Source organism: Bacillus bruguierae, assembly GCF_037104725.1.
Classification (GTDB): Bacteria; Bacillota; Bacilli; order Bacillales; family Bacillaceae_G; genus Bacillus_A; species Bacillus_A bruguierae.
This window is the reverse complement of record NZ_JBAWSX010000008.1, coordinates 103,262-128,377: the sequence shown is the minus strand read 5'-3', so window position 1 is coordinate 128,377 and position 25,116 is coordinate 103,262. Positions and strand designations below refer to the sequence as shown.

The 25,116-nt window shown below is 33.0% G+C and carries 22 protein-coding genes and 5 pseudogenes; 13 read left to right on the top strand and 14 right to left on the bottom strand.

The genetic code is table 11. The features are described 5' to 3' along the window. Window positions 1-70 precede the first annotated feature (70 nt). A pseudogene (locus tag WAZ07_RS14850) lies at window positions 71-640 on the bottom strand (recombinase family protein). A gap of 536 nt (window positions 641-1,176) precedes the next feature. Further along, window positions 1,177-1,662 (bottom strand): DinB family protein, encoded by a 486-nt coding sequence (locus WAZ07_RS14845; protein ID WP_336473090.1) that lies wholly within the window; start codon window positions 1,660-1,662, stop codon window positions 1,177-1,179. A 224-nt stretch (window positions 1,663-1,886) separates the two neighbouring features. On the opposite strand from WAZ07_RS14845, the pseudogene WAZ07_RS14840 reads away from it, so the two are divergent. Beyond that, a pseudogene (locus WAZ07_RS14840) lies at window positions 1,887-2,000 on the top strand (IS6 family transposase); the annotation flags it as partial. Window positions 2,001-2,182: 182 nt separating this feature from the next. On the opposite strand, the gene WAZ07_RS14835 reads toward WAZ07_RS14840, so the two are convergent. From WAZ07_RS14835 to WAZ07_RS14815, 5 genes are all read right to left on the bottom strand, one after another. Beyond that, window positions 2,183-3,421, bottom strand: a complete 1,239-nt coding sequence (locus tag WAZ07_RS14835) for a cytochrome P450 family protein (protein WP_336473089.1) — start codon at window positions 3,419-3,421, stop codon at window positions 2,183-2,185. A 598-nt stretch (window positions 3,422-4,019) separates the two neighbouring features. Then, window positions 4,020-4,574, bottom strand: a complete 555-nt coding sequence (locus WAZ07_RS14830) for a DUF4352 domain-containing protein (protein ID WP_336473088.1) — start codon at window positions 4,572-4,574, stop codon at window positions 4,020-4,022. Window positions 4,575-4,600: 26 nt separating this feature from the next. Continuing rightward, on the bottom strand, window positions 4,601-4,768 hold the full coding sequence (locus WAZ07_RS14825) for a hypothetical protein (protein WP_336473087.1): 168 nt from the start codon (window positions 4,766-4,768) through the stop codon (window positions 4,601-4,603). A 349-nt stretch (window positions 4,769-5,117) separates the two neighbouring features. Beyond that, window positions 5,118-5,366, bottom strand: coding sequence for a DUF2164 domain-containing protein (locus WAZ07_RS14820; protein WP_336473086.1), 249 nt, complete (start codon window positions 5,364-5,366; stop codon window positions 5,118-5,120). A gap of 432 nt (window positions 5,367-5,798) precedes the next feature. Beyond that, on the bottom strand, window positions 5,799-6,272 hold the full coding sequence (locus tag WAZ07_RS14815) for a MarR family winged helix-turn-helix transcriptional regulator (protein WP_336473085.1): 474 nt from the start codon (window positions 6,270-6,272) through the stop codon (window positions 5,799-5,801). Window positions 6,273-7,029: 757 nt separating this feature from the next. On the opposite strand from WAZ07_RS14815, the gene WAZ07_RS14810 reads away from it, so the two are divergent. Together WAZ07_RS14810 and WAZ07_RS14805 are read left to right on the top strand one after the other, a co-directional pair. Further along, window positions 7,030-7,347 (top strand): winged helix-turn-helix transcriptional regulator, encoded by a 318-nt coding sequence (locus WAZ07_RS14810; protein ID WP_336473084.1) that lies wholly within the window; start codon window positions 7,030-7,032, stop codon window positions 7,345-7,347. A 175-nt stretch (window positions 7,348-7,522) separates the two neighbouring features. Continuing rightward, a complete protein-coding gene (locus tag WAZ07_RS14805) occupies window positions 7,523-8,158 on the top strand; it encodes an FMN-dependent NADH-azoreductase (RefSeq protein ID WP_336473083.1) in 636 nt (211 codons plus the stop codon). 312 nt (window positions 8,159-8,470) lie between these two features. On the opposite strand, the gene WAZ07_RS14800 is transcribed toward WAZ07_RS14805, so the two are convergent. Both WAZ07_RS14800 and WAZ07_RS14795 read right to left on the bottom strand, forming a co-directional pair. After that, window positions 8,471-9,427 carry an AEC family transporter gene (locus WAZ07_RS14800; RefSeq protein WP_336473082.1) on the bottom strand — a complete coding sequence of 319 codons (957 nt, stop codon included), beginning with the start codon at window positions 9,425-9,427 and terminating at the stop codon, window positions 8,471-8,473. A gap of 122 nt (window positions 9,428-9,549) precedes the next feature. Beyond that, the gene (locus WAZ07_RS14795) at window positions 9,550-11,268 is read right to left on the bottom strand and encodes an NAD-dependent malic enzyme (RefSeq protein WP_336473081.1); all 1,719 of its coding nucleotides are present in this window, start codon (window positions 11,266-11,268) and stop codon (window positions 9,550-9,552) included. Window positions 11,269-11,919: 651 nt separating this feature from the next. On the opposite strand from WAZ07_RS14795, the gene WAZ07_RS14790 reads away from it, so the two are divergent. The 6 genes and pseudogenes from WAZ07_RS14790 to WAZ07_RS14765 all read left to right on the top strand — a co-directional run bounded on the left by WAZ07_RS14790 (window position 11,920) and on the right by WAZ07_RS14765 (window position 18,086). After that, window positions 11,920-12,504, top strand: coding sequence for a DUF3238 domain-containing protein (locus WAZ07_RS14790; protein WP_336473080.1), 585 nt, complete (start codon window positions 11,920-11,922; stop codon window positions 12,502-12,504). A gap of 153 nt (window positions 12,505-12,657) precedes the next feature. After that, window positions 12,658-13,248: a DUF3238 domain-containing protein gene (locus WAZ07_RS14785; RefSeq protein ID WP_336473079.1), complete on the top strand. Its 591-nt coding sequence runs from the start codon at window positions 12,658-12,660 to the stop codon at window positions 13,246-13,248. Window positions 13,249-13,300: 52 nt separating this feature from the next. Continuing rightward, a pseudogene (locus WAZ07_RS14780) lies at window positions 13,301-13,432 on the top strand (DsbA family oxidoreductase); the annotation flags it as partial. A gap of 201 nt (window positions 13,433-13,633) precedes the next feature. Continuing rightward, window positions 13,634-14,260, top strand: a complete 627-nt coding sequence (locus tag WAZ07_RS14775) for an FMN-dependent NADH-azoreductase (RefSeq protein ID WP_336473078.1) — start codon at window positions 13,634-13,636, stop codon at window positions 14,258-14,260. A gap of 163 nt (window positions 14,261-14,423) precedes the next feature. Further along, complete coding sequence (locus WAZ07_RS14770) at window positions 14,424-15,551, top strand: MFS transporter (RefSeq protein WP_336473077.1); 1,128 nt, start codon at window positions 14,424-14,426, stop codon at window positions 15,549-15,551. 945 nt (window positions 15,552-16,496) lie between these two features. Further along, window positions 16,497-18,086: a hypothetical protein gene (locus WAZ07_RS14765; RefSeq protein WP_336473076.1), complete on the top strand. Its 1,590-nt coding sequence runs from the start codon at window positions 16,497-16,499 to the stop codon at window positions 18,084-18,086. 375 nt (window positions 18,087-18,461) lie between these two features. On the opposite strand, the gene WAZ07_RS14760 is transcribed toward WAZ07_RS14765, so the two are convergent. Further along, complete coding sequence (locus tag WAZ07_RS14760) at window positions 18,462-18,935, bottom strand: hypothetical protein (RefSeq protein WP_336473075.1); 474 nt, start codon at window positions 18,933-18,935, stop codon at window positions 18,462-18,464. Window positions 18,936-19,026: 91 nt separating this feature from the next. Beyond that, window positions 19,027-19,596 carry a recombinase family protein gene (locus WAZ07_RS14755; protein ID WP_336473074.1) on the bottom strand — a complete coding sequence of 190 codons (570 nt, stop codon included), beginning with the start codon at window positions 19,594-19,596 and terminating at the stop codon, window positions 19,027-19,029. Window positions 19,597-19,805: 209 nt separating this feature from the next. Between WAZ07_RS14755 and WAZ07_RS14750 the strand changes: the two genes are divergently transcribed. Next, a complete protein-coding gene (locus WAZ07_RS14750; RefSeq protein WP_336473073.1) occupies window positions 19,806-20,477 on the top strand; it encodes a DUF6037 family protein in 672 nt (223 codons plus the stop codon). A 359-nt stretch (window positions 20,478-20,836) separates the two neighbouring features. Next, window positions 20,837-22,372: a DL-endopeptidase inhibitor IseA family protein gene (locus WAZ07_RS14745; RefSeq protein ID WP_336473072.1), complete on the top strand. Its 1,536-nt coding sequence runs from the start codon at window positions 20,837-20,839 to the stop codon at window positions 22,370-22,372. Window positions 22,373-22,403: 31 nt separating this feature from the next. Here WAZ07_RS14745 and WAZ07_RS14740 read toward each other — a convergent pair. After that, window positions 22,404-22,889, bottom strand: a pseudogene (locus WAZ07_RS14740) (Rpn family recombination-promoting nuclease/putative transposase); the annotation flags it as partial. Continuing rightward, complete coding sequence (locus WAZ07_RS14735) at window positions 22,879-23,181, bottom strand: hypothetical protein (RefSeq protein ID WP_336473071.1); 303 nt, start codon at window positions 23,179-23,181, stop codon at window positions 22,879-22,881. The gene WAZ07_RS14735 and the pseudogene WAZ07_RS14740, both read right to left, overlap by 11 nt. A 136-nt stretch (window positions 23,182-23,317) precedes the next feature. Here WAZ07_RS14735 and WAZ07_RS14730 point away from each other — a divergent pair. After that, window positions 23,318-23,551, top strand: a pseudogene (locus WAZ07_RS14730) (tryptophan--tRNA ligase); the annotation flags it as partial. A gap of 142 nt (window positions 23,552-23,693) precedes the next feature. Further along, on the top strand, window positions 23,694-24,452 hold the full coding sequence (locus tag WAZ07_RS14725) for a GNAT family N-acetyltransferase (RefSeq protein WP_336473070.1): 759 nt from the start codon (window positions 23,694-23,696) through the stop codon (window positions 24,450-24,452). A gap of 84 nt (window positions 24,453-24,536) precedes the next feature. On the opposite strand, the gene WAZ07_RS14720 is transcribed toward WAZ07_RS14725, so the two are convergent. Next, window positions 24,537-24,989 carry an NUDIX hydrolase gene (locus WAZ07_RS14720; protein WP_336473069.1) on the bottom strand — a complete coding sequence of 151 codons (453 nt, stop codon included), beginning with the start codon at window positions 24,987-24,989 and terminating at the stop codon, window positions 24,537-24,539. Window positions 24,990-25,116: the final 127 nt, after the last annotated feature.

Sequence of the window (25,116 nt, the reverse complement as noted above, 5' to 3'; positions counted from 1 at the left end):
GAAAAAGTGCCTAGAAATGTAAACACTGGTTTTAATAAATATATTAAGAAAGAAGAAACACAGAGATTTATCACTTCTGTGTTTCTTCAAGTTTCCGCTGATTGATTGCCCGATACAGGGAACCTTGTGATATTCCAGTTCCTTCTACAATTTCTTTAATGGAGTATTCTTTACTATCATACATACGCAAAGCAATCGAGAGCTTTTCTTTTTCCAATTTTGGCCTACCTAACTTTTTTCCACGCTTTTTACTCGCTTCCAATCCTTCTTTTACCCGTTCTGCAATCAAATTTCTTTCTAACTCTGCGATAACACACATCATTTGCAGCATAGCTTTGCCTGTAGGAGTTCTTGTATCCATATTCTCTTTCAATGATACAAATTGAATTCCTATTTCTTCGAACTGTTGAATAATACTTAGGATATCTAATGTTTTGCGCCCTAAACGTGAAATACTTTCAACTACAACAGTATCTCCTTTCCTTATCACATCAAACAATTTTGTAAGACCTTATCTTTCTCGGATTGTTCCAGTAAATTTTTCTTGGATGATTTTTTCACATCCATATTCAGTAAGTGAATGGATTTGACGATCTAAATTTTGATCAAAAGTAGATACACGTGCATAACCAATAATCATTTGTTTCCTCCTGTACAATTATATAAATTCATTGTACCGAAGGTTCATTTATTGTAAAGGTATTTGGTAATACTTTTGGTAACTATTTTTTGTAACCTGAAAAGCCTTATAAATATAGAAATATAAGTAGGATAAGAAATGTTACAAAAATATTGGTTTTTGGTAATCGTATTATAATTGTTTTTATGAATTTGGAAAAATTTTCAGATGTGGCGGCTCATTCCCCGAATCGCCCACATACCCCAAATTCGCGAAATGTTGTCGAGACCCAAATAAAAAGCAGCGAGAGTTTCCCGCTGCAGAATTTTAATTCAATTTATATATTTTGGGATTGTGTAGTACATGATTTGATTCAGTTACTACATAAATCCCTATTTTATTCGAAGTTGACTTTATTTGTCCTGGAAAATAATTCTTAACCCTTCAATCTGTCTATTTCCTTTTCGAAGTAATAGGGATACAGCCGGGATACGTGTAAAAACAGATCATAGTGATTCATTATTTACCAATAGATATTTTTTAATTGTTACTTTAACTTATTCCATTTCCTGATGAACAGGCCATGCACCTTGCAATTTTCTAATCATGATAATTTGTCCAGCATGATGAGCATCATGACGTATGATACCACTAATACGTTTTAAAAGGGAAAACTTAGATGTATCTTTCTCTATATCCGCTTCACTCAATTTTTGAATATGCTCACCTAATCTTTGGTTAACTTCATGCATCTTGTTTACGAAAGCATCCCAATCTAATTGAGAATTTCCTTCAAACGCAAATGTATCTTGATTATTTGTTCCGTATTCTGCTTTTTTTCCTTGTAATTGAAATAACAAACGCTCTTTATAATATAGTAAGTGGGCAGCGATTTCCCAAATGGAATTCATACTTTCAATATCAAGCTTCCATGTCGCTTGCTCTACAGTCAGATCAGTAAGGGCTAGTTTTATCGGTGAGTACCAATCATCTTGATTGTAGGTGTGGTCTAATTCGTAAAGCAAAAGATCAATCACATTCATTGGTTATCCTTCCTCCTTTTTTTACTCAATTTATATTGTATTTTATTAATAACACTCTTAAAATATTTTAAGTAAAAGAATGAATAATTGATAGTTTAAAGAGAAATAACAAATTCCGGATACAAAGAAATGTAGGTTCTGGTGCAAAAAATCTATAAAACTTGGACATACTGATATTATCAATCTACAAAAGGACGTGATCAGTATGAAAAAGCAAAATTTATTTAAGTGGCGTCGAAGCTATGCATATGATGAGAAAAGGGCAACTTCACCAAAGGGTGAAGTCTGCCCGAAATGAAGTTGAATTCATTCATAAATTGTTTGGATTAGCTGTTTAACCTCTCAGTTAACAGAACATTGTCGTTCTATGTTTCTGGTAAAGTATTTTTGCACCAGAACCAAACTGTCCATTTTATAGGGTATAGTTCACATACGAGGTGAACTCTTTCTTGCTGTCTGCCTAAAGAGGATAATACTACCTTCTATAATAAATAACCTTTTTCATTGATAACTATATGAGTTAAAACTTTAAAGGCAACTCTTCTAATGACCTCATTAGATAGTTTTCTTTCCATCTTATTTGCTTTCTTTCACCTTGTATCTGTATATTTGGCAAATGGTGTAATAGTGTAGAAATTGCAATTTTTGCTTCTAAACGAGCGAGTGGTGCTCCAAGACAAAAGTGACTACCATGACCAAATGCAATATGACGATTGTTTTTTCTTGTAATATCAAATACATCCGCGTCTGGAAAGATCCTTTCATCACGATTAGAAGATGCTACTGATATAATAATTCTATCTTTTGATTGAATATCTTGTCCATGCATTGTAAATGGTTCTGCTGTCCAACGCAAAGTCGTTAATTCAACAGGACTGTAAAAGCGTAATGCCTCTTCAATTGCTGAATCGATTAAATCGGGATTTTGGCGAAGTTTTTGTAACTGAACTGGGTACTCCAGCAGTGCCAAGGTCATATTTGTAATTAAATTTACTGTTGTTTCATGTCCAGCAACAATAAGCAACGTAATTGTTGAATATAACTCCGATGTATTTAATTTCGTTCCTTCACTTTCAGCCTTTATTAGTGCACTGATTAAATCATCAGCAGGTTGTTCTCTCTTTTTATTAACTAAATGCTGTATATATTCAGCAAATTCTCCTAATTTTTGATTGTTTTTCTGCATGTCTTCTAACGTATGTGGAGTACTAATAATTGCCTGTGACCAAACTCTAAATTTATGCTGATCTTCAAGAGGAACACCCAACATTTCACTAATCACCATAATAGGTAAAGGGAAAGCATAATCACTTACAAGGTTTATAGAATTATTATGTTCTATTTTACTTAATAAAGTCTCAGCAATATATTGAATTTGGCCTTCAAGTTGTATGATCATCTTAGGGGTAAATGCCTTTTGAGCAAGTGATCGTAGACGGTTGTGATCAGGGGGATCTGAGTTCAGCATATGATTTCTTAAAAGTTCCCTATTCTCTAATGAAATAGGTACGTCCACTTCTTCTTCGTTATTAAATACGTTTTCAATATTTTTCATTAATTTAGCATCTTTCAATAAAGAGATTGCGTCCTCATATCTCGTAATCAACCAACTTTGACTCTTTTCTCCTGAAGATAAAGGATAAACAGGGTGAAATTCGCGCAATTCTTTATATATATCGTATGCTTCCTGTTTAAATACAGGAGAAGATAACTGTGATTCTGATGATAATTTGAGATTTAGCTCGTTTTTTGAAGACATCTATAAAACCTCCATCTTTATAAATATCTAGGTAACTGCAGCACCTATTTTGCATTATAAACCATCTCACTTTAAAAAAGATAAGAATATTCTGATAAAATATTACTTTACTTGGTGAAATAAATAATTTAATCCTTAGATATATACCTACTTTAATATAAACAATATGTTCCAGTGTTTTAAAATACAATTAATTATAAATATCATAAAATAAGCCTTAATGCAAATCCCTCTCTTAGAGGTACGGAAATGATTTTAGGTATGAGGGGTCACTCTGGGAAAATATTTAAGTGGGGGTACAGCCGAGATACGTGTAAAAATAGGTCATAGGCTTACTTTTATTTCCAAGCATGACCTATTAGGGGACTGACGGCAAAATGCAGATTTTATACGCTAAGACAGTTTCCAAAAGTGAGATCTCATCTTTGCTACTGTAAAAAAACAACTAGCTCCTCAAGAGGAGCTAGTTGACGTAAAATTCGAAAGCGGAAGTAAATTATTTGTCCAAAAAGTTAACCGCTCGCTTGGAATTAGCATTGTTTACTTTTCGAATATATAATTCATATTAAAGAACACTTCCACCAAATTATATTTAGACTTAGTTTTTTGGTGATTGCAGCTTATCAATTTTCCAGTGTGTTGTTCCTAGAGAGTCTAAAGAGCTTTCAATATAAAACATATATTCATCTGCGGTACCTGGTACTTCAAAAGCTATTTTCAATTCTACCGTTTCATTTGGTTTAACTTGTATATCAGAAGGGTTTTGGTCAAGCACCTTTCCTTCATACGCCTTACCATTTTTTTCATCTTTTAAGGTATATTTTAATTCTGATAGTCCAATTATTTGACCTCGTACATTTTTTACAGAGACATTAACAACGATAGAATCGTTGCTATCATTTAAATATGCACTTTGAACGGTGGTCAAGTAATAGCCTCCCTTAGCACTCTCACCAACTAATAAAATACCTTGTTCCAAGCGGCTTATATTTTCTTTTTCTTCAAAATTTATTAATTCTTCATTTTCATTTTTTGCGGTGGGTTCTTCTATTGAATCATTTTCAACTGCATTATCTTTTTTATCTTGTGTGCAAGCAGCCATAACACTGACAAATACTAGACTTAAAGTAAGTAATATGGATAATTTTCTCATAAAATTTATCAGTCTCCTTAAATTTCTCAATTTTGTGCAACTGTGAATAGATTTACCCCTAAACCGATCATTACGAATGATAGATTTTTATTCCTGATTTTTGGTAATGCAGCCATAATAAATAAAAATAATGCAGTACCAATTATAAGAAACGGTAATCCAAAATAAAATACAAAATATAAAATAAATTCCATAATATCCCTCCACAATTTAAATTATATCATCAATAAGGACAATTTTGGATGAATAGAATATACATGATCAGTTAACATAACGTCTCATTATTGATAGCAAGGGTGTTTTTGCCCATCCCCCGAAAAGGGGGGATAAGACAAAATATACCAATTGCATACTGGATTGGGGCACGGCAACGATTCCTTCTTTTTGGAGCCACTCATAAAAATAAAACAAGAGGAAAAACGATATTTATCGTCTTATCCCCTTTTGGAAGTTTGATAACTGATTTTCCTACGTTAAGGATTTGTGAGATGAAAAAAGCTACCTTTTCTGTTCTGTAAAAAAGGTAGCTCGGGTGTATCACTTCTAATTTATTGGAACTTGTAGCACGTAAAGTTCTTCTTCAACAACATCCATCTGAAGACGCAATGTTTTACATGCATCTTCTACAGCTTGATTATATACATGTGGTCCAATTTCTTTCATCATAAACTCCAATATATATTCAGCTTCAGTTGAACTTAAGTCTAGTTCGAATTTTTTATAAAAGAAATCCTCAAGACGTGCCTTTATCATCTCTTGATTCTCACGGGTTAATTTTTTAAATTTAGGCATTAAAATTCACTCCTATAAGGGGTCCCGCCAACCAAATGACATAAAACCCACGCTAAGACATTTTCTGGAAGATGGAAGCTGATTTTTCTTACGCTAAAGGAATTCTATCCTATAATCATCAGATTAAAGTCTTATAGCCCACAAAAGCAAAAATAAGAAGTGGAACATGAAAAAAACAACATACACCCTACAGTGTTATATTGGTTTTAAAACATTATATATTTAGGCAATAACATATTGGTTATGGTTTTTATTTCCACAAACAATCTTTTAGACGAAATTACTCCATACCCATCAAACTAATATTTTGAGACCCACCATAAAGAAAAGTTTGTTTCCATTTAGATAGAAAAATGGAAACAAACTTTTATCGTTTAGATGATTGTCTGTTTCTTAAGTTGCTAATGGGCGTACGGTTAATCTTCTTTATATTTACCAGATAGGTCTTAACCTCGATGATAATTTACCTTCATTTGCTTCATGAATTAAATTTGTTAGATCTTCTTTGAGCATTTGCATTCGTTCAACACCTATGTTTTCAATCCAGCGCTGTTCTATCTCAGCTATTATCTTCTCTTTTGCTTTCATTACTAACCAACCACGTTCGGTCAAAACAATAATTTTTCCTCTCTTATCAGTTGGATGAGTTTGGCGCATTACATAACCACTTTTCTCAAGATAATCCACCATTTTACTCACAGCTTGCTTCGTGATTCCTAAATATTCGGCTAGTTCTATACCTGTTGCTCCATTAGGAGTGATACATTTAAACATAAAACCATGTACAGGTCTAATATCTCCAAATCCCAACTCACTCAATCTGTCATGTAGTTCATTAATCGATGCACTAAAGGATAATGACAAAAGTGATGTAAGATCCAAGTTATTTAACATTTGATGATTCATACATAAAACCTCCTCAAATAAAGTCAATTAAGTTGACTTTATTTGAATTTCATTGTACTACAAACAACATAATCAATCAAGTTAACTATTTTGTTTTTGTTATGAAAGAAATATGCCTCACTTACAGCAACGCATTATTTTAAACTGGAAATAATAAAACTTTCAATAAGTTTCCTTCCGTATCTCTTAGCCTTTTCTCCATTCTGCAATTCTAAACTTTTAACATAATAAGTACACATATATACAAACAAAAAATCCTTTCATCAATCTAAAAAACGTATACTCACAGAAATGAACATACGGTTCAACTTAATGAATACAACATTCATGAAATTAACCCACTATAGAAATTAAAAGAACTTTCTTTATGTCTTATGTAATAAAATTTCTTTTATAGTAATAGAACTTAAATACTCAAATATTTAAAAACAGTATTACACAAGGTAACCTTTAGTAAGTAGGATTGCCTTATGTAACCACGATACCCTTAAGGTAATTGTACATCAAAAAATATTTACTCACATAAAAACTCAATAAAATTACATATTAATAAAAAATAACATGATGAAAATATCGATTCTCCAAAAATTTCTTCCTCATTACAAAAATATGCAGGTTACTTTAAATATCCAATTAATTATAATTCCCTACTAAAATAAAGGAATTATTTTATTTATTTATTTGATATAATTTATGTGATTACAATAAATACATAGGGAATATAAAATTACAAATCTTCTATACGGAGGTATGAGAAATGGATGAACAACGAGACATAGGACCGAAAATAGAAAAAAGCTTTGAATTAATAGGAAAAAGATGGACAGGATTAATTATTTATGTACTAATGAGTGGTCCTAAACGTTTTAGTGAAATTCATTCAATGATTCCAGATTTAAGTAAACGTATGCTTACAGAAAGAATGAAAGAGCTTGAGGATAACGATATGGTAGTGCGACATGTGAGCGCGGAACGCCCTGTACGAATAGAGTATTTACTAACAAAAAAAGGAACAGAATTAGGGAAAATTCTTGGACCAATTAGTCAATGGGCTGAAAGTTGGATAAAAGAGTAAATAAAAAGGTTCTTCCAAATACATAAATCCAACACATATTAAGAAAAGACAAAGTGCAATTTCCAAAAAAATATAGTCAATCAATTCAATAAGTAGACAATTCATATTAAAAAAATTACACTGTTTCATATTAAAGTAATAACTGACCTCATCTTAGAAAGGCGGGAAGAAACAAATGGCAAATCTTCTTTATATTACAGCGCATCCACTTGACGATACCGAATCATACAGTTTGACAGTTGGAAAAGAATTTATTAAATCCTATAAAGAATTAAACCCCCATGATGAAGTTGTTCATCTTGATTTATACAAAGCGGATATTCCATATCTTGACGCTGATGTATTTAGTGGGTGGAAGAAACTTAGATCTGGCATTCCTTTACATGAATTAACACCTATTGAAATATCAAAAGTAGGACGTCTAGCCGAATTAGGCGGACAATTTCTATTAGCTGACAAGTATGTATTCGTCACTCCAATGTGGAATTTCTCTATTCCAGCCATTTTAAAAACATATCTTGATGCTGTGGCTGTATCAGGAAAAACATTTAAGTATACAAAAGAAGGGGCGGTAGGATTATTAACAGGTAAAAAAGCATTGCACATTCAAGCACGTGGCGATATTTATTCTGAAGGACCAGAAGCACGTAAAGAGATGGGACATCGGTATTTAGAGGTTATAATGGAATTCTTTGGAACCTCTTTCTTTGAAGGAATATTTGTCGAAGGACATAACAAATTTCCAGAACAGGCTGAAGAAATTAAGAAAAAAGCTATTATTAGAGCTAAAGAAGTTGCTAAATATTTTTAAATATTTCAATCTGAAAACTCTCCTAGGCTTTTCTTCACTTACCTTGTATCTAATTTATCCTACAATATTATCTCGCTCTATAGTATTATGTACATCAACTTAATCCACCAAAATAATTTTCAGTCGTTTAATCAGATCATTTGAGGACTATAATTATAAGCGTTATCAGTGGACACTAAAAGAGATGGCTCCAGCAGAATGCTGAAACCATCTTTTTTAATGCTTGATTTTTTAAGGTCTTTTTATTGAACTGTCCTTTTTAAAAAGGACAGTTCAATTTTTTACAATCTCAATTGATTGACAGTAACTTATTCACATCAACCAAGAAATCAAAAAGGGAAGGGTAACAAGAGACATAAGCGCACTAATAAAAAAGGAAGAGGCTGTCTCACCTGCTAGACTGTCAAATTTCAACGAAATCATAGCAGCTACTGCAGATCCTGGGAATGCTACTAATAAAACTAACTTTGTTACGTCACCTGAAGATAATCCTATTGCAAGCGCAATTCCAAGCATGGCAAGCGGTTGAACGATTACTTTAAGAAGTGAAATCCCAAACGCAGTTGGGCTAAATTGAACTTTACGAATTCCGATTGTGACCCCAACAGCAAATAACGCTGCACCCGATGTAATGCCACCAATTTGCTCCAAACTCTTCGCTAATAAATGTGGTGATTGGAACCCGCATAGTACAAGAATAACCCCAATTAAAGGAACACAAGCTAGCGGCTCTGAAAGACCATGTAAGATTGATTTAACAGTTACTTTCAAAAGACTTTCTTTCTCGGCGTTTTCTTCATTCTGACGTTGACCCACTGCACCAATAATAGTAGCTAATGGATCTAGCATGGCATTCACAACGATTCCTGTAATGGCAATTGGAAGCGCAGCCACACTTGCTCCAAACAAACTTCCTAAAACAGGAGTTCCCATAAATGCAAAAGTTGGTTGGGCTGAGTTTAAAGAAAACATTGATGCTTCTGTTAATGAAAACTTAAGTACGTATTTAGCAATTAACAGGAAAATAATATAAAAACCTACAATACCAATAACTAAGGCAAGTAAAAATGGCCATTTTTCAATTAATGTTTGCTTAGATGTTGTTGTAATCCCCACAAACAAATGGGCTGGTAATGCAAATTTAGTTACTAATGTATTTAATCCTTGTGATGTCTTCGCATCAAATTTTTTAAAATATCCGGCTAAATATCCTAATAGGATGGTAAAGAAAATAGGTGTTAGAATAATAAAGATTTGACTCGTTTCCATTTTAAGATCCTCCATACTTCAATTTGATCTAGGTATATATCCCTAAATTACGATTTAACTTCAAAGTGAATAATTTCTAGTAAATACCAATGCCTATCAGAGTGATAGGCATTCATTTAAACCTACATAGTTATCTCCGAACTTTCACTAGCTTTGACTGATTTATAAGTTGGATGCCACATAGCATCTTTTACAGCTTGTTCAACATCTTCTGGAACATGTTGAGCCACGCCATCTTGAATAGCTGCTTTTGCAACTTGAATTGCTACTGCTATAGAAACAGAACGCAAGTCCTTTGTACTTGGAAGTAACGAAGCACCAGTTTTACCACTATCAGTCATATCAGTCACAGCATTTGCGACAGCAGTAAACATACCACTTGTAATCACTTTCGCTTTTACGACAATTGAACCAAGCCCTAAACCAGGGAATACAAATGCATTGTTAGATTGACCAATTTCGTATACTGTACCTTTATAAGAAACGGGTTCAAATGGACTTCCTGTTGCAATTAGTGCTTTTCCATCTGTCCAAGTAAGTAAATCTTGCGGAGTTGCCTCTGCTAATGACGTTGGGTTTGACATTGGCATAATGACTGGGCGTTCCACATGTTTGGCCATTTCTTTTACGATTTCTTCTGAGAAAGCTCCCGTTACACCTGATGTTCCAATCAGAATAGTAGGTTTTACTTGTTTAATTACTTCTAGAAGAGTTATTTTACCGGATTCTTCACGCGCCCAACCTTTTACTTCTTCCGATTTTTGTAAGTAAGGTTTTTGGAAATTTAAAATACCATCCATATCGTCTGTTAAAAGTCCTCGGTAATCAACAGCCCAAAATCTACTATATGCTTCTTCTGTCGAAAGACCATCAAACACCATCGCATTATGAATTTGATCAGCATTACCAATCCCTGCGGCTCCTGGTCCAAATACCACTACTCGATGCTCTCGCAATGGAACGTCAGTAACTTGAACAGCAGAAAGGATAGCTGCTAATGTAATAGCTCCAGTACCTTCAATGTCATCATTAAATGTTAAAATCTTATCTCCGTATTTCTCAATAATGTTGCGAGCATTGACATTACCGAAGTCTTCCCAATGTAATAAAGCATTTGGAAACATTTCTAATGCTTTTTCAACATATGCATCAATAAATTCTTCGTATCTTTCGCCTCGAACACGTTCATGTCGATTTCCAATATAAAGAGGATCTTGTAACAACTCTTCGTTGTTTGTCCCTACATCTAATACAACAGGTAACACACGACTGGGATCGATACCAGCAGCTGCAGTGTAAACAGCCAATTTACCAACAGAAATATTAATTCCATTTGCTCCCCAATCTCCAATACCGAGAATACTTTCAGAATCTGTAGCTACAATTAAATCAATATCCTCTGCTTTAAATCCACTATTTGCAAATGCTTTTTCAATTCCATCCATATCATTAATAGAAAGATAAACACCGTCTGGACGATGATATTCATGACTATACTCTTGAATGGCTTGTCCAACAGTCGGAGTGTAAATGATAGGTAACATTTCACTAAGATGATCTGTTAGTACTCGATAGAATAATACGGTATTGCGATTAGATAAATCGTTTAACCAAACATTTTTCCGTAAATTATTAGGTTGTTCTTTAAATTGCAGATAAGCACGTTTAACTTGTTCTTCTAACGTTAAAACTGTTGGAGGTAATATCCCTTCCAAGTTAAGATCTTTACGTTCTTGTTTTGTAAATGCTAATCCTTTATTTAAGAAAGGTTGAGCAAGAAGATTTTTCCCTTTCAAATTTGTTTGAATAGATCCTTCACTAGAAAGATTAAATGTATTCATATGATTATTCCTTCTTTCTTAAACCCTTAATGTATTTGTAAAGTGTCTTAGTTGATTGGGTTAATATTGGTTACTATTAGTAACTTGCGAACTCTACGTCACTAATAGTAACCAAGTGAAAGTAAAATAGTCAACGATTTTATTTTTCCTTATTTTTCCTCATTGTTTCTTTTGATTATTCTTTATCGGCTAGTAAATAAATAGTTTCCTCTATACAAACATAAATTAAAACCTTATAAAATAAGGAGTTAATTTTTTACTCACATCAAAAAGTTAATAAAAATAACTTAGAAAATAAGAGCCTATATAGACGTTTTTTTAGAAAGGGAAGTTTAAGTATTAATAAAAAATATTTAGATAAATCAATTATTAAGGTTCCTTTTTGTAACCTAGTTATTATTTGTTATCTTTGTTTAGCTTTGTTGTCTATCATACTAAAAGTAAGAGTGAATAATGAATAATGACAAAAGTAATGTACAATTCAATTCCCTCAATATTGGATGATTCAAACTTTCTTAAAAGGTCAATTAAGTTGACTATATAAAAATTTTGTTGTACTATACGAAAAGTGGTCAAATTAATTGACTACTTTCTGAGTGAAAAGGAATAGGATTCCCCGAAATAAAAATTATTACATTATGGAGGTTTCTCATGGCTAATATCGTTAAAATTAGAGGAAGTGTATTTGCTCCGTATGCTTGGTTAGAACCTATTAAGGATTCTGCAACAGGAAGAATCTTAGAATATACCGGTGATGCACGTGAATTTACGCCATACGCCGCAAACACAATGCGGTCGAGATTAGAGCAAGAAGTGATTATTGACTTTTATAAAAAAGAAATTTTCACATTTGCAGATGCTTGTATTACAACTGTAAAAATTACAAATCCAGATGGTTCTATTGAGCATAAAAAAGGAAAAACAAGTACAGAAAACATTGTATGTACGAATGTTGTGTGGAGCGCTAATGAAGTTTCTTTTGAAATGAAGGCAAGTGCCAGCAACCCTTTAGATGCAGCAGCACCTGCGGCTGACTATTTATTAACTATACGTGTTAGCAAAAGTGGAGCTTTGCATATTGAAGGTTCTCATGATGGATTCCCTTGCTATGAATTTTATAAGCAAACAGATTTTGGTCCATTTGAATTAATCTATACACACGATTACAGAAAAACTGGTGACACTCCAAAAGCACTAGCTGGAGAGATGGAATACAGTTTTAAAAAGACAATTTAAATATAAATATGAATCAGAAGAGTATCATACTTAACAAGTAGTAGCGATTATTAAAGGAAAAACAATTGATTGTTCTAAAGAAATTGTGACCTGTTTTGCTCAATGATTCAATGTTTTGTATTACTTAAAAATAAATTTACAGAGGTGTTTCTCATGGCTAATATCGTTAAAATTAGAGCAAGTGTATTTATCCCAATGTCCTGGGTTTCAATAGGTTGGACTGGAGCTAATCAAACGGGAGACTTAATCGAGTTCGAAGGTGACTCACGTGAATTTACCCCTTATGCTGTAAACGCTATGCGTTCTAGAGTTGAACAAGAAGTAGTTGTAGATTTTCACAAAAAAGAAATTTTCACATATGGGAATACGGGTATAACAACAGAAAGAGTTACAACTCCAGATGGTTCCATTAATAAAAGAACAGGAAAAGCTAGTACAGAACGTATTGTATGCACTGATATTGAATGGAGTTCTAATGACGTCAAGTTTCAAATGAGTGCAAGTGCTAGCAACCCATTAAATATAAATGCACCTGCTGTTGACTATCTTTTAACTGTGCATGTCAAAAAAGATGGTACTGTTGATATTGAAGGTAAACATGATGGATTCCCTTGCTATGAATTTTATAAACAAACAGATTTTGGCCCGTTTGAACTAATTCATACACATGATTTCAGAGAAACTGGTGATACAGCTGAAGCGCTAGGTGGAGACATGGAGTGCAGTTTTAAAAAGACATTGTAAAGACAATGTTTTACCACATTGTTATTGAACCAAGATAAATTTGTATTCATTCATGATTGGAGACGAGGTCATTCAAGGGTTTACTAGCAAAGGAAGATTAGCAAAGGTGATTGATCAAGAACTAGAAAAAAGTAAAGAAAATGAGTTAGATGGACCACAATGTACTGTAGATGGAGAATGTTAATGATATAAATACTTGATGATTTATATATAAAACCTCCTCGAATAAAGTCAATTTAGTTGACTTTATTCGAATTCTATTGTAATATAAGCAATGTAGTCAATTCGGTTGACTACATTGCTTTTGTCATAAAAGAAATGGGATACCCATTTTTAATGAGTAAATATATAACAACGTAAGAGTGAATAATAGGAGGAAAAAAGAATGACAACAGTTTTATTTGTAAAAGCAAACAATCGCCCAGCAGACCAAGCGGTTAGTGTGAAATTATATGAGGCTTTTTTAGCGAGCTACAAAGAATCACATCCAAATGATACAGTGGTAGAGCTTGATTTATACAATGAAGAATTGCCATATGTAGGAGTAGATATGATTAACGGTACATTTAAGGCTAGTAGAGGACTTGATTTAACAGAAAAGGAAGCGAAAGCAGTAGCTGTTGCTGATAAATATTTAGACCAATTCCTTGCAGCTGATAAAGTTGTATTTGGTTTCCCGTTATGGAACTTAACAATCCCAGCTGTACTACACACATATATTGACTATTTAAACCGCGCGGGCAAAACATTTAAATATACGCCAGAAGGCCCAGTTGGTCTTATTGGAGATAAGAAAATTGCATTATTAAACGCAAGTGGCGGTGTATATTCTGAAGGACCAAAAGCTGAAGTAGAAATGGCTGTTAAATATGTAGCAAGTATGATGAGCTTCTTTGGTGTAAAAGCTATGGAGAAAGTCGTGATTGAAGGCCACAACCAATTCCCTGATAAAGCAGAAGAAATTATCTCTGCAGGTCTTGAAAAGGCTGTTAAAGTAGCAACTACGTTCTAATTAACAAAACACTTGTCACTCAATATGGCAGTACCAACAATTCTATAGCGGTGGTACTGCTTTTTTATTTGCTTATCTCGCTATTTTGGAGCAGTAAGAACCTAATTGATACGAGTTTTTTATTCTCAACTTATTCAACGATAGAAAGCAGGATTACATTACAATGGAACGTTTATGGACAAAAAACTATATCATGCTGACAATTACAGCATTATTACTATTTAGTGGTTTTTATTTACTAATGCCAACACTGCCTATATTTATTAAACAATTAGGCGGGAGTGAATCTCAAGTTGGATTTATTATTGGAGTATTTACAATATCGGCAGTAATTTTCCGTCCTATTGTTGGAGGATTAATGGATCGATATGGTCGGCGCGTATTTATAATAAGCGGACTACTATTTTTTGCAATTACAATGTATTTTTATGATTGGGTAACAGGAGTTATATTTTTAGTGGTATTACGTATCCTCCATGGAATCGGCTGGGCGGTTGCTACAACTTCGATCGGAACAGCTGTGACTGATGTGATTCCACCATCTCGTCGCGGAGAAGGAATGGGATGGTACGGACTTGCAATGACTTTAGGTATGGCTTTAGGACCAATAGTAGGTCTTTGGGTAGCGAAATCATTTTCATTTCATTATTTATTTCTACTATGCACAGCATTAGCACTTATTGCATTCATACTTGCGCTTGGTACAAAAATTTCAGCCGTTCAGCATACCTCAAAACAACCAATATCATTTTTTGAAAAAACGGTTTTACCAATCGCTATTGTGACATTTTTCTTATCCCTTACTTTTGGTGGCATTACAACATTTTTACCACTGTTTGCGGCAAAGATTCAAGTGAACGCTGGTACTTTTTTCTTAGTTTATGCTGTCACACTTATAGTAATTAGACCGATTGCAGGGAAAATATCCGATAAGCGTGGAGAAGGGATCATTATTGTTCCTGCGCTTTTTATAATGATAATTGCACTATTCGTCCTAGCAATGACAAAAGGGCTTGTTGGACTAGTGATTACAGCTATTTTGTACGGAATTGGATTCGGATCAGCACAACCTGCTCTTCAAATAGTAACGATACGATTAGCTCCACCAGAGAAAAGAGGTGTAGCAAACGCTACATTTTTTACTGCTTTTGATTTAGGGATTGGTTTAGGATCTATCATTCTAGGATTTGTTTCACAACTCATGGGATATCAAATGTTATTTATTGTTTGCGCGATATCAGGATTTATTAGTCTATTAATTTTTATTTTGTTTGTAAAAAAGACATTATAAGAAGCCACTCTAATAATGAGTGGTTTTTTTATAAAGTTACTGTAACAAAAACGATCATTTTTGTTACGTTTCGTTTAAAAAAACAACCACTTTTATAACTATTGAAGTTGTTGTAACAAAATACTGTATCAAAAATAATTTGTAACTTTATTGATTAAATACCTTTTTGTTACTGAAAAACATGTATATATTAATAAAATTCGCTACTTTGCCCCTGGTTACAAGAACGCTGGTACTGGGCCTAATATATGAATTTAAATTTTCATCTGAATATGTGACCATACTGGGGTACAGACCGCAAAACGGAAAAAAACCACGCTAAGGATTTTCGATCCATTTTAACGCTAATTTAAATTGTGTTGTATTCGAAATTAGATCATTTCGATAAATTGTGTTGCGTTAACACCCATTTGCATTAGTCTTTTTTAGTTCTAATGCAACACAAATGACATTGTGCTGCATTAAGCAGCCTTAGCGTTGTTAAAATCGCTTATTTTTATGTCGAAATTTGCTTAACGTGGTTTTTTTCCAAAATGCTGGCGGTACCCCATCGCCATCAAGCTAAGAAAGGTAAATGCCCCCAGAACGAAATTTTGTGCTAACTTGTAGCAAAAAAGCTCATTTTTTCGTTTTGGGGTAATTCTGAATTCTTAAGTTGATGGGCATGGGGTCACCATATCAAAAAAAGAAAATTGTACGTTTAGACACAATTGCATCAAATTGATGTGAAACGATAGCTTAAAACCAAAATATAAATATAATTTCTTGATTTTTTTCTCAATAAGGTACCACTTGAAAAATGGTAATATTTAGTTGAGCTTTTTCACTTTAGTGATAATGCTTAGGAATTTGATTAGCGAAATAAGATGAAGAAGGTGGGACCTCTTTGAAAGTATCCTTGCTAATTAAATAATTCTATTTTTCTTAAAATTAGGAGGCGAAAAAATGCGTAAATTGAGAAAAAAATTTCTAGTAATCTCAGTTGCATTAGCTGCAGTATTAGGAAATTCTATCAATTTATCAAATTCTGTAGGTACAGCTGAAGCAGCTACAAGTTCAAAGAATAATGTAACATTCTATGTGCAAGATCCAAGTATTGGAACGAAATTTATTGATTCATATTCACGTAACAATTTTGGAAGTAGTCCTGGTGGCTCAAATTTAAATGATACAATCTCAAGTTTGACTGTGGGAAAGAATACAAAAGTAACATTATATGATGGTGAAAATTTTAGTGGTGTGTCTTATACCGTTACAAATGCTTCGAATGCAGATAAATTTTTCGACCTAACGCAAAGTTTCAATGATAAAACTTCGTCTTATAAAATTGAGGATATCGGTTCGAATAGTGTTACTTTTTATGAAAATGGAAAGAACACTGGAGCTGAGTATACTGAATCTGTCTCCAGATCCAGTGTGAATAATAGTCCTGGTGGCTGGAAGTTTAATAAAAATATATCAGGTGTGACATTGGCAGCTAGAACAGAATTGAGAATTTATGATGGAGAAAACTATACTGGCTCCACGTATTATCTCTCAAATAATACAGACCAAGATGTTTTCTATAACCTCAGTACAATAGCGAATGGAGTTTATAATGATAAAACTTCTTCTTACATTGTGTACCATTTAGATGGATACAATGCTTATCCAGTTTATTTCAATGCGTTGTTTTATGACGAGTTAAATGGCAATGGACAAAGCTTTAGAGATACTGTAAGAGGAGCATACCTATCAAGACAGTTTATGTCCAACAGTCCTGGCGGGGACGAATTTAATGATCGAGCTTCAAGCGTGAAACTAACTCCAGGTACAAAACTAACCGTTTTTGAGGATGCAAACTATGGTGGAGCTTCCTCTGTCTATACAAATACTACAAATGTCGATCAACTAATAAATTTAACTTCTTTTGATAACAAAATGTCATCGTATATTATTGAATTAGGTACTACGCCTCCAACATCTCACAGTGTAACGTTTTATGAAAATCTATCCGGATCAGGTCAATCATATATAGACACAATGTCAAGAAATTGGGTGGGAGATAGTCCAGGAGGTTCATACTTTGATGATAAAATTTCTAGTGTAGCATTGGAGCCACATACAAGATTAGTGGTTCACGAAAATTCAAATAAATCTGGATACAGACATACTGTTATAAATGATAGTGATTATGTAAAAACGTACGACCTAACTACTTTTGATAATAGAACATCATCGTATGAGATTGATCAGCTTCCAGCGTATAGTGTAACGTTTTTACAACATAGTTACGAAAACAATGGAAATTCAGGATATAATTATACAGAAACAATCTCTCGCCCTTCATTTGATAATAGTCCAATTGGTAGTTCATTTAACGATATGGCTTCATCGGTAATCGTAGGTGCATATACGAAAGTTGTACTTTATCAAAACGCTAACTATGGTGGAGAAACAAAAGAATTAATTAATGATACGAACGGTGAAAAGGTATTTAACTTGCCTGATTTTAATGACAAAGCATCATCATTTACAATTAGCAAAACACGCTGAGGTTGATGGGAAAGTGATTTTGGGGTAGTGAAACGTTATGTTAACCCCATATGTATAAAATATACAGTTAACTAAAAATGAAAAGTTTACATTTGAAAATGAACAATAAAAAACAGTAGTGTATAAAATCACTACTGTTTTTTATTGTTTCTTATAAGGGGTCACCATACATGCCCATTAACTTAAGAAAAGTAAACATCCCAAAAACAAAAAAATGAGCTCATTTCTCAAAATAACTAACTATAGAGAAATAAAATTTTTATTTAGGGGGTACTTCAAAACCTTAACTTGATGGCAATGGGGTGCAGCCAACGCACTAACATAAAACACACGTTAAGGATTATTTGTACCATAACAATAATGTGCGTTTTTGTTTTATTTTAAGTCCTCATATGATGAATGAAATATACCTTGTTCCGCAAGTGAAAAATTTATTAAAATTGGCGGAGAGAGTGTTTCTAACCATTTATATCCCTCGTTAATATAAAGTTGTAATTCATCTGATTTTAGATATTTACGTTTTCCTTCTTCGGCATGCAACGCCCCCTCTGGATACCCAAACTTGCGGTATTCCCATAAAATTTTGTGCGTTCCATCTAAATATAATTTAATGGCTATAACTCCTGTTTCTAAAGTTTCTTCTTCAAATTTTTGAAGAAAGAACGGGAAATATATGCCATTAGAAAAAGTTCCTTGATGTAGAACAAAGCTAGTGAACCCTTTATTGCCTGCTTGACTATCCCTTTCCTTTTTTTGTTTTATCCAACCCGCATATAAATCTGTTGGCACCTCAAATTCTTTACATTTATTTTCTATCATTTGATAATATGAATCGTTATAATTCACCATCTACACCTCCACATTTTATTAATTAAAATTTATTAAGAGCAAAGTCATAAAATGCATTTGCTACTCTTCGTATTGTATTTGCAACACCCTGTTATTTTTTTAAATCTCTTTTGTTAATTTCACGATATAGAGCTGATCGACTGACTTGTGTTATATTACAAATTTTCCCTATCGTATGCTTTCCTTCTTTATATAACGTAATGGCATGATCCATTCCCTCATGCTTTTTTCCATACTTACGTGGTCGGCCTAGCTGCACACCTTTTTTCTTGGCAATATCTAAACCAGCTTTTTGCTTTTCTTTTAAAAGTTCACGTTCCCATTCTGCAACAGCACCAATAATATGGAATAACATTTTTCCAGTTGCTGTTCTGGTATCAAAATTATAATCCAGACTAACTATATGAACATTTCGTTTTTCTAAATTCTCAACCAGCTCCAACATATGTTTCAAACTTCTAGCCAGACGATCCATTCTAGCTACAACAACTGTATCTCCTTCTTGGAGATCATCAAGTAAACTTTCTAACTCTGGTCGCTTTTCAGACACACCACTTACCTTTTCTTGATAAATTACATCTACTCCGAATTTTTTTAATGCTTCAATTTGTGTATCTAAATTTTGATCGTTACTACTTACTCTGGCATATCCACGAATCAAATTTCCACCCCACTTTTGGAATAAGTTTTTGGAACGTCTTAAACATAGAATACCACGTTTAAATTGATTGGTAAATACTAGGATTCCAAAAACTTTACTTTTTGGGACACTAAATTATATGACATGGTTTAATTTGTAAAAATTTTACTATATATTTAAAGTGATTAAGTTAGAATATTCAAAAAATAAGAGGGATGGAGGATTATAAAATGTGTTCACAAAAAGCTCCTTTATACAATTTAAAACTTATCCGAGATGAATTAAAGAAAAGAAATTGGGCTGTAGATGCTTTTCTATTTCAGTATAAAAAGATAGAATATATTGTTTTAGTAAAAGTTTATTCAAAAGGGGAAACTAAGGATAGTCCATATGCGGTTGTAAAACTGGAATTTATAAAAAAAGGAAATGGATCCGAAAGCTTATGTGCGTATGCAGATTTATATAAATTGCATTTTCCAGCTTATAAGTCGTTTAGAGAGTTTTTCGAAATCAATTTTGATCAAGAAAATTTAGGAGATATCATTCAACAATTCACACAATATTTTTCTACTTTTATTCCAAATCAATTAATCATAAATAAAGAGTCGTCATTAGAAAAGTCTATAACAGGGTATTTGAATAAATCTGATTCCGAGTCTTCTTCTGGTATCTACTGTTTTGGTGTCAAAAGAAACAGACTTAAAAATGATGGTACACTAGGGCAAAGAAGGCCTGAAAATAATCAAAAAGCAGCACTATTGAGACCGGAATTATTTGAAAAACTAAAGGATGATTCAACAATCAGTTTTTGTTTTTCTGAGGATCCTGCTAGAGAGACTTCAGATGAAACTATACTTCTACGATGGGCGGAAAGAAATCGCTCCTTAGTTTTAAATGACTGAAAGTGGCTTTTAAACTTAGACATCTTGAGACCTTTACTAAGGATATAGCGAAGATTCGTTGTTTTTATGTATCCTTTTAAGGATGCATTATTTATAAAAAGTAAAACTAAGTTGAGAACTTTTTATTGTTTGTAAAACTGTTCGTTAAATATCTATATAGAAAGCCATTGATATCAGCATTTTCGCTTGAAATCAATGGCTTTTATAAGTTTAATACTTTTTATCTTTTGTAAAACTAATTTTTGTTATAAAAATAAACGGAAAATTGTTTATATTTGTAAAAATAGGTATAATTAAACACAAATAGACAATTACTACCAATGTTTAATTCTATTGAAATATTATAAGGGAGGTAAACAATGGGGAACGTTTATGAAAAAATAATAGTTACTATTATAACCATGGCCATTTCAATTTCTCTTTTTGGTTGTAAAGCAGAGAACAAAACAGCAAATACAACAAATGTCAAACAAGAAAAAAAGGAAACACAAGCTGATTCAATAGTACAGCAGCAAATAAAAGAGCCTGAAAAAAGAGGAAATACGGTTGGGAACATTTCTAACAAAGGGAAAATGGTCGAAAGTGATGGTTGGATTTATTATGCGGTCAATGGAAGTAAGAATACAAGAGGTATTTATCGTACAAAGGATTATTTTCAAACATCAGAACTTTTAGTAAAAGATGTAAACGCCTCTTATATAAATATAAACAGTCAATCTTTATATTTTATCCATATGGCTACAAATGATAATACAGGTTCAAATGAAATGCCTTCTTTAATGAAATATGACATTTCAGCTAAAAAACTCGATACATTGAAAACAGATACAAGTTACGTATATATAAAAGATCAAACTTTGTTTTATCCGAAAAAATACTCGGAGCATGGTGGTTTTGATATTGTAGGGATTATAAAAATGGATTTGAAAACAGGACAAGAAGAGGACACTACACTTAAATACACTGGTTGGGCTCAAACAATAGATGATAGTATTCTACATTGGAATAAAAATCGTGGAACACAGGTTACCAAAAATAACAAAACCTGGTCAAAGGAAAAGTATGCAGAAATATCTAGTGTGGTATATCATGATGAAAAACTATATGCTGTTGTAGATTTCTCGCTCCCTTTTGAAGCACATAAAGCTACGCACGGTATATACGAGTTAGACGTTCAGCAAAATACAGAAAAGTTATTAATACAGGACGTCTTACAGATGAACATAACAGGGGATACTTTTTATTATGTAAAAAATGACGGTGTTTATAAGAGAAAAATCAGTGGTGGAAGTGAAGAATTAGTCTATAACAAAGCTCTTGAACCTTCTAAATCTTATTTATATTTTATAGCAGGAGATATGTATCTATATACAGATAATGGCGTTATTTTAAATCTGAAGACAAACAAATCAAATGAAATAAAAGATAAACCGTTAACTAATGACGCAATGTTAAACAAAGTATTAAATGCACAAAAAGAACTCACCTATATCCAAACTAGAGCATTCACAGGGAATTCAAAATCAATGGGGCGTTTTTCATACGGGGAATTGCTCATTCCCGCATATAATACAAAAAAAGCGTTAGAAACTACATTGACTACATATTTCTCAAAACAATTTATTACGGAATATATGCAAAGTGAATATGTAAAAGAAATAGACGGAAAAATGCACTATGTTATTGGAGATCCAGGTTCAAAAGCTGCGACTAAATATATAAAGATTACTTCTTCTCAGTTAAAGGATGCTAAGTTAGCAGCAAAAGTGGAGACATATAACGAGTATGAAAATGTAACAAAAGATGTAGAAATAGAATTCAGTTATGAAAATAATCAATGGGTGGTAAATAAAATGCCAAGTTTTTATTCGTTTGTAATGAATTTTGTTTTATAATACGTTTCACTTCTTTTAAACTTAATTTACTTTATTTGGAAATTGTTTCAAGTGATACACCTAGTTCATACATACCTTTGATCATTTGTATTTTTCCTTGCTGGACTCTTTGTTCAATACCCTCTTGAATACCTTCTTTTTTCCCCTCATTACGAGCATGTGCAATCCCTGCCGCTTCATCCATCAAGATCTTTTCGCGTGCTTCGTAAGCTTGACGGAACGAAGCATCTTGGCTCATATGCTCCCATTTATCCATTGCCTTCTGTAAAATTGGATCCTGGTTCATCGCAATCTCCTCCAGGGTATGTGTTAAATGTTCATCTTCGTTGGCTGGTAATAATAATAACCATCGAACAAAAGAATTTTCCCACGGATTCACTTTCTCCTCGCGCCACTGCTGTAGCAATTTTGGAATTTCCACGACATGTATTTCTATATCATCACTTAAAAACTTTTGTTGTTGCATATTCTACAGTTTCCCCGTCGTACGAAAATCATCATACTCCTTAAATTGAAGTTTCTTCTTTACGAGCTGCGTCCATCATAATAAAGATAGCCGATAAAATGTGCATAATCATTCCGACAAATGGAATCCAAGCAATACAAGATGTTACAATTCCTAAAACATTACCGTTAGCGTTCATACCACTCTGTTTAGCTAATACTAAAGTAATGATATGTAATGCTAACATGAAGAGAAGGGGTAGCCAAAATAAAGAAACAATAATTGCTCCACCTAGTACAGGTATTCCGAATAGGGCTTCCAAACCACCACTTACCCATTTTAGTATTTTTACAGTGTCTTTCAAAATATGTCCTCCTTAAAACCAACATGGTTCCATTACAATATTCAGTATAACAAATAAATTATGGGGTTTTAAGGTGTTATTTTTTAATAATAGAAAGAAGTTTACTATATAGTAATTTATAATTAAAAGTATAGGAACGTTTGGTGAAATCTTTGTATTGCCAGAGTATATCATTCAAGAAGAAGGAGCAATTGTACCAGGTCTCGATGGACGAAAAATGAGTAAAAGCTATGGAAATGTCATTCCATTATTTGAAGAACCAGAAAAGCTGAAAAAACTTATTTTCAAAATAAAAACAGATTCTTCTTTGCCAAGTGAACCGAAAGAACTTGAAACATTATTTATGTTGTATAAAGAATTTGTGACTAAAAAAACGGATTGGGTGTTAATCTGAAAACAGCCAATTGATTTGTTTCATTTAGGTGTGGAGGACGTTTATGACCTGCACAAAAGTGAGCATTTCAGGTTAGAACAAATGGTAAGGAACGTATTCGCAAGGGGGGAGAAGTATATTGGCACAAGTCGAGCTGATAGAATTAGACGAAGGGAATTTAAAAGATGAAGGGTGTTATTGTCTTCGTAGCAAGCCAACTTCAACAGGTTACATAAATAAAAACAAATGGCTTATGGGAAGGTTTGATGAAGGGTTAAAGTATATAAAAATAATGGAGAATAGCAAACCAGCAGGATTTATTGAATATACACCTATTGAATATTCCTCGAGAGTTGTCTATGGTGAAAATTATATGGTTATCCATTGCTTATGGATAACTATTACGGGAAAAGGGTATGCCTCAAAATTGATTCATAAAAGTATTCAAGATGCTAAGGAACAAAATAAAGATGGAGTTATTGTGATTACAAATCCAAATACTTCTTGGACCCCTAGTAAGGACGTTTTTATAAAGAATAATTTTAGAGAAGTAGATCATGCACCTTATGGTTTTGAGTTACTTGTTAACAAATTTGGACATTCACCTGACTCATATTTTCCAAAAGATTGGGATGAGCGACTTAAGCTTTTTACAGGTTTAACAATCCTCCGTACTCAGCAGTGTCCGTTTGTAGATGTATCAACCAATAATGTTGTTGAAGCAGCGAACAAATTAGGTATTCATACAGAAATTATTGATATAAAAAACAGAGAAGAATTGTTGAGACTTTCACCTACTCCTTATGGTATCTATGGAGTCATCTATAAGAATGAATTAGTTTCCTATCATAGGCTTACAGTTCACTCTGCAATAAAACGGTTAAAAGAGTTAATCTAATTCAACTAAAGTGGGCTTTAATAAAACAAGGGAACTCCGTAAATAGGGATTCCCTTGTTTTATAGCTCAAATCAACAATATTATTTAACAAAATTTTTCTAGGAATGTGTCTAAAACTAATTTATGTACTGATCCAACATTTGGAGGAAGATCGTGGATGGGAAAGAATTGCAAATCTTTTGATTCAGCGTGATCGATACGTAATGTTCCTTCAAAATCACGACAAACGTATGTAACGAGAACACCGTATACTTGATCTCCATTTGGATAAATATTAAAAAATTCTTTCCCAGAAAAGGTTTGAAGTGGTTCTAAATGTTTCACGATTAATCCTGTTTCTTCATAGACTTCTCGTTTAGCAGCCTCTTCTAACGTTTCACCACATTCAAGCGCACCTCCAATTATGCCCCAGCAATTGTAATCACTGCGAAGTTGAAGGAGTACTTCATTATTTTTGTTTAATAGAATCACATGTGAACCTACTAAAATGAGTGGCCGATTTCCAACTAAACTACGCATTTCTTCGATATATCCCATATAGACACCTGTTTCTTTATTTATATTTCATACGTACAAATTGTAAGTATGTTTCGTATGGAGTAAATCCTAACTTCATAGTATTCTACATATATGTAAGAACTCCTGCTCATGCAATAGAAAACAT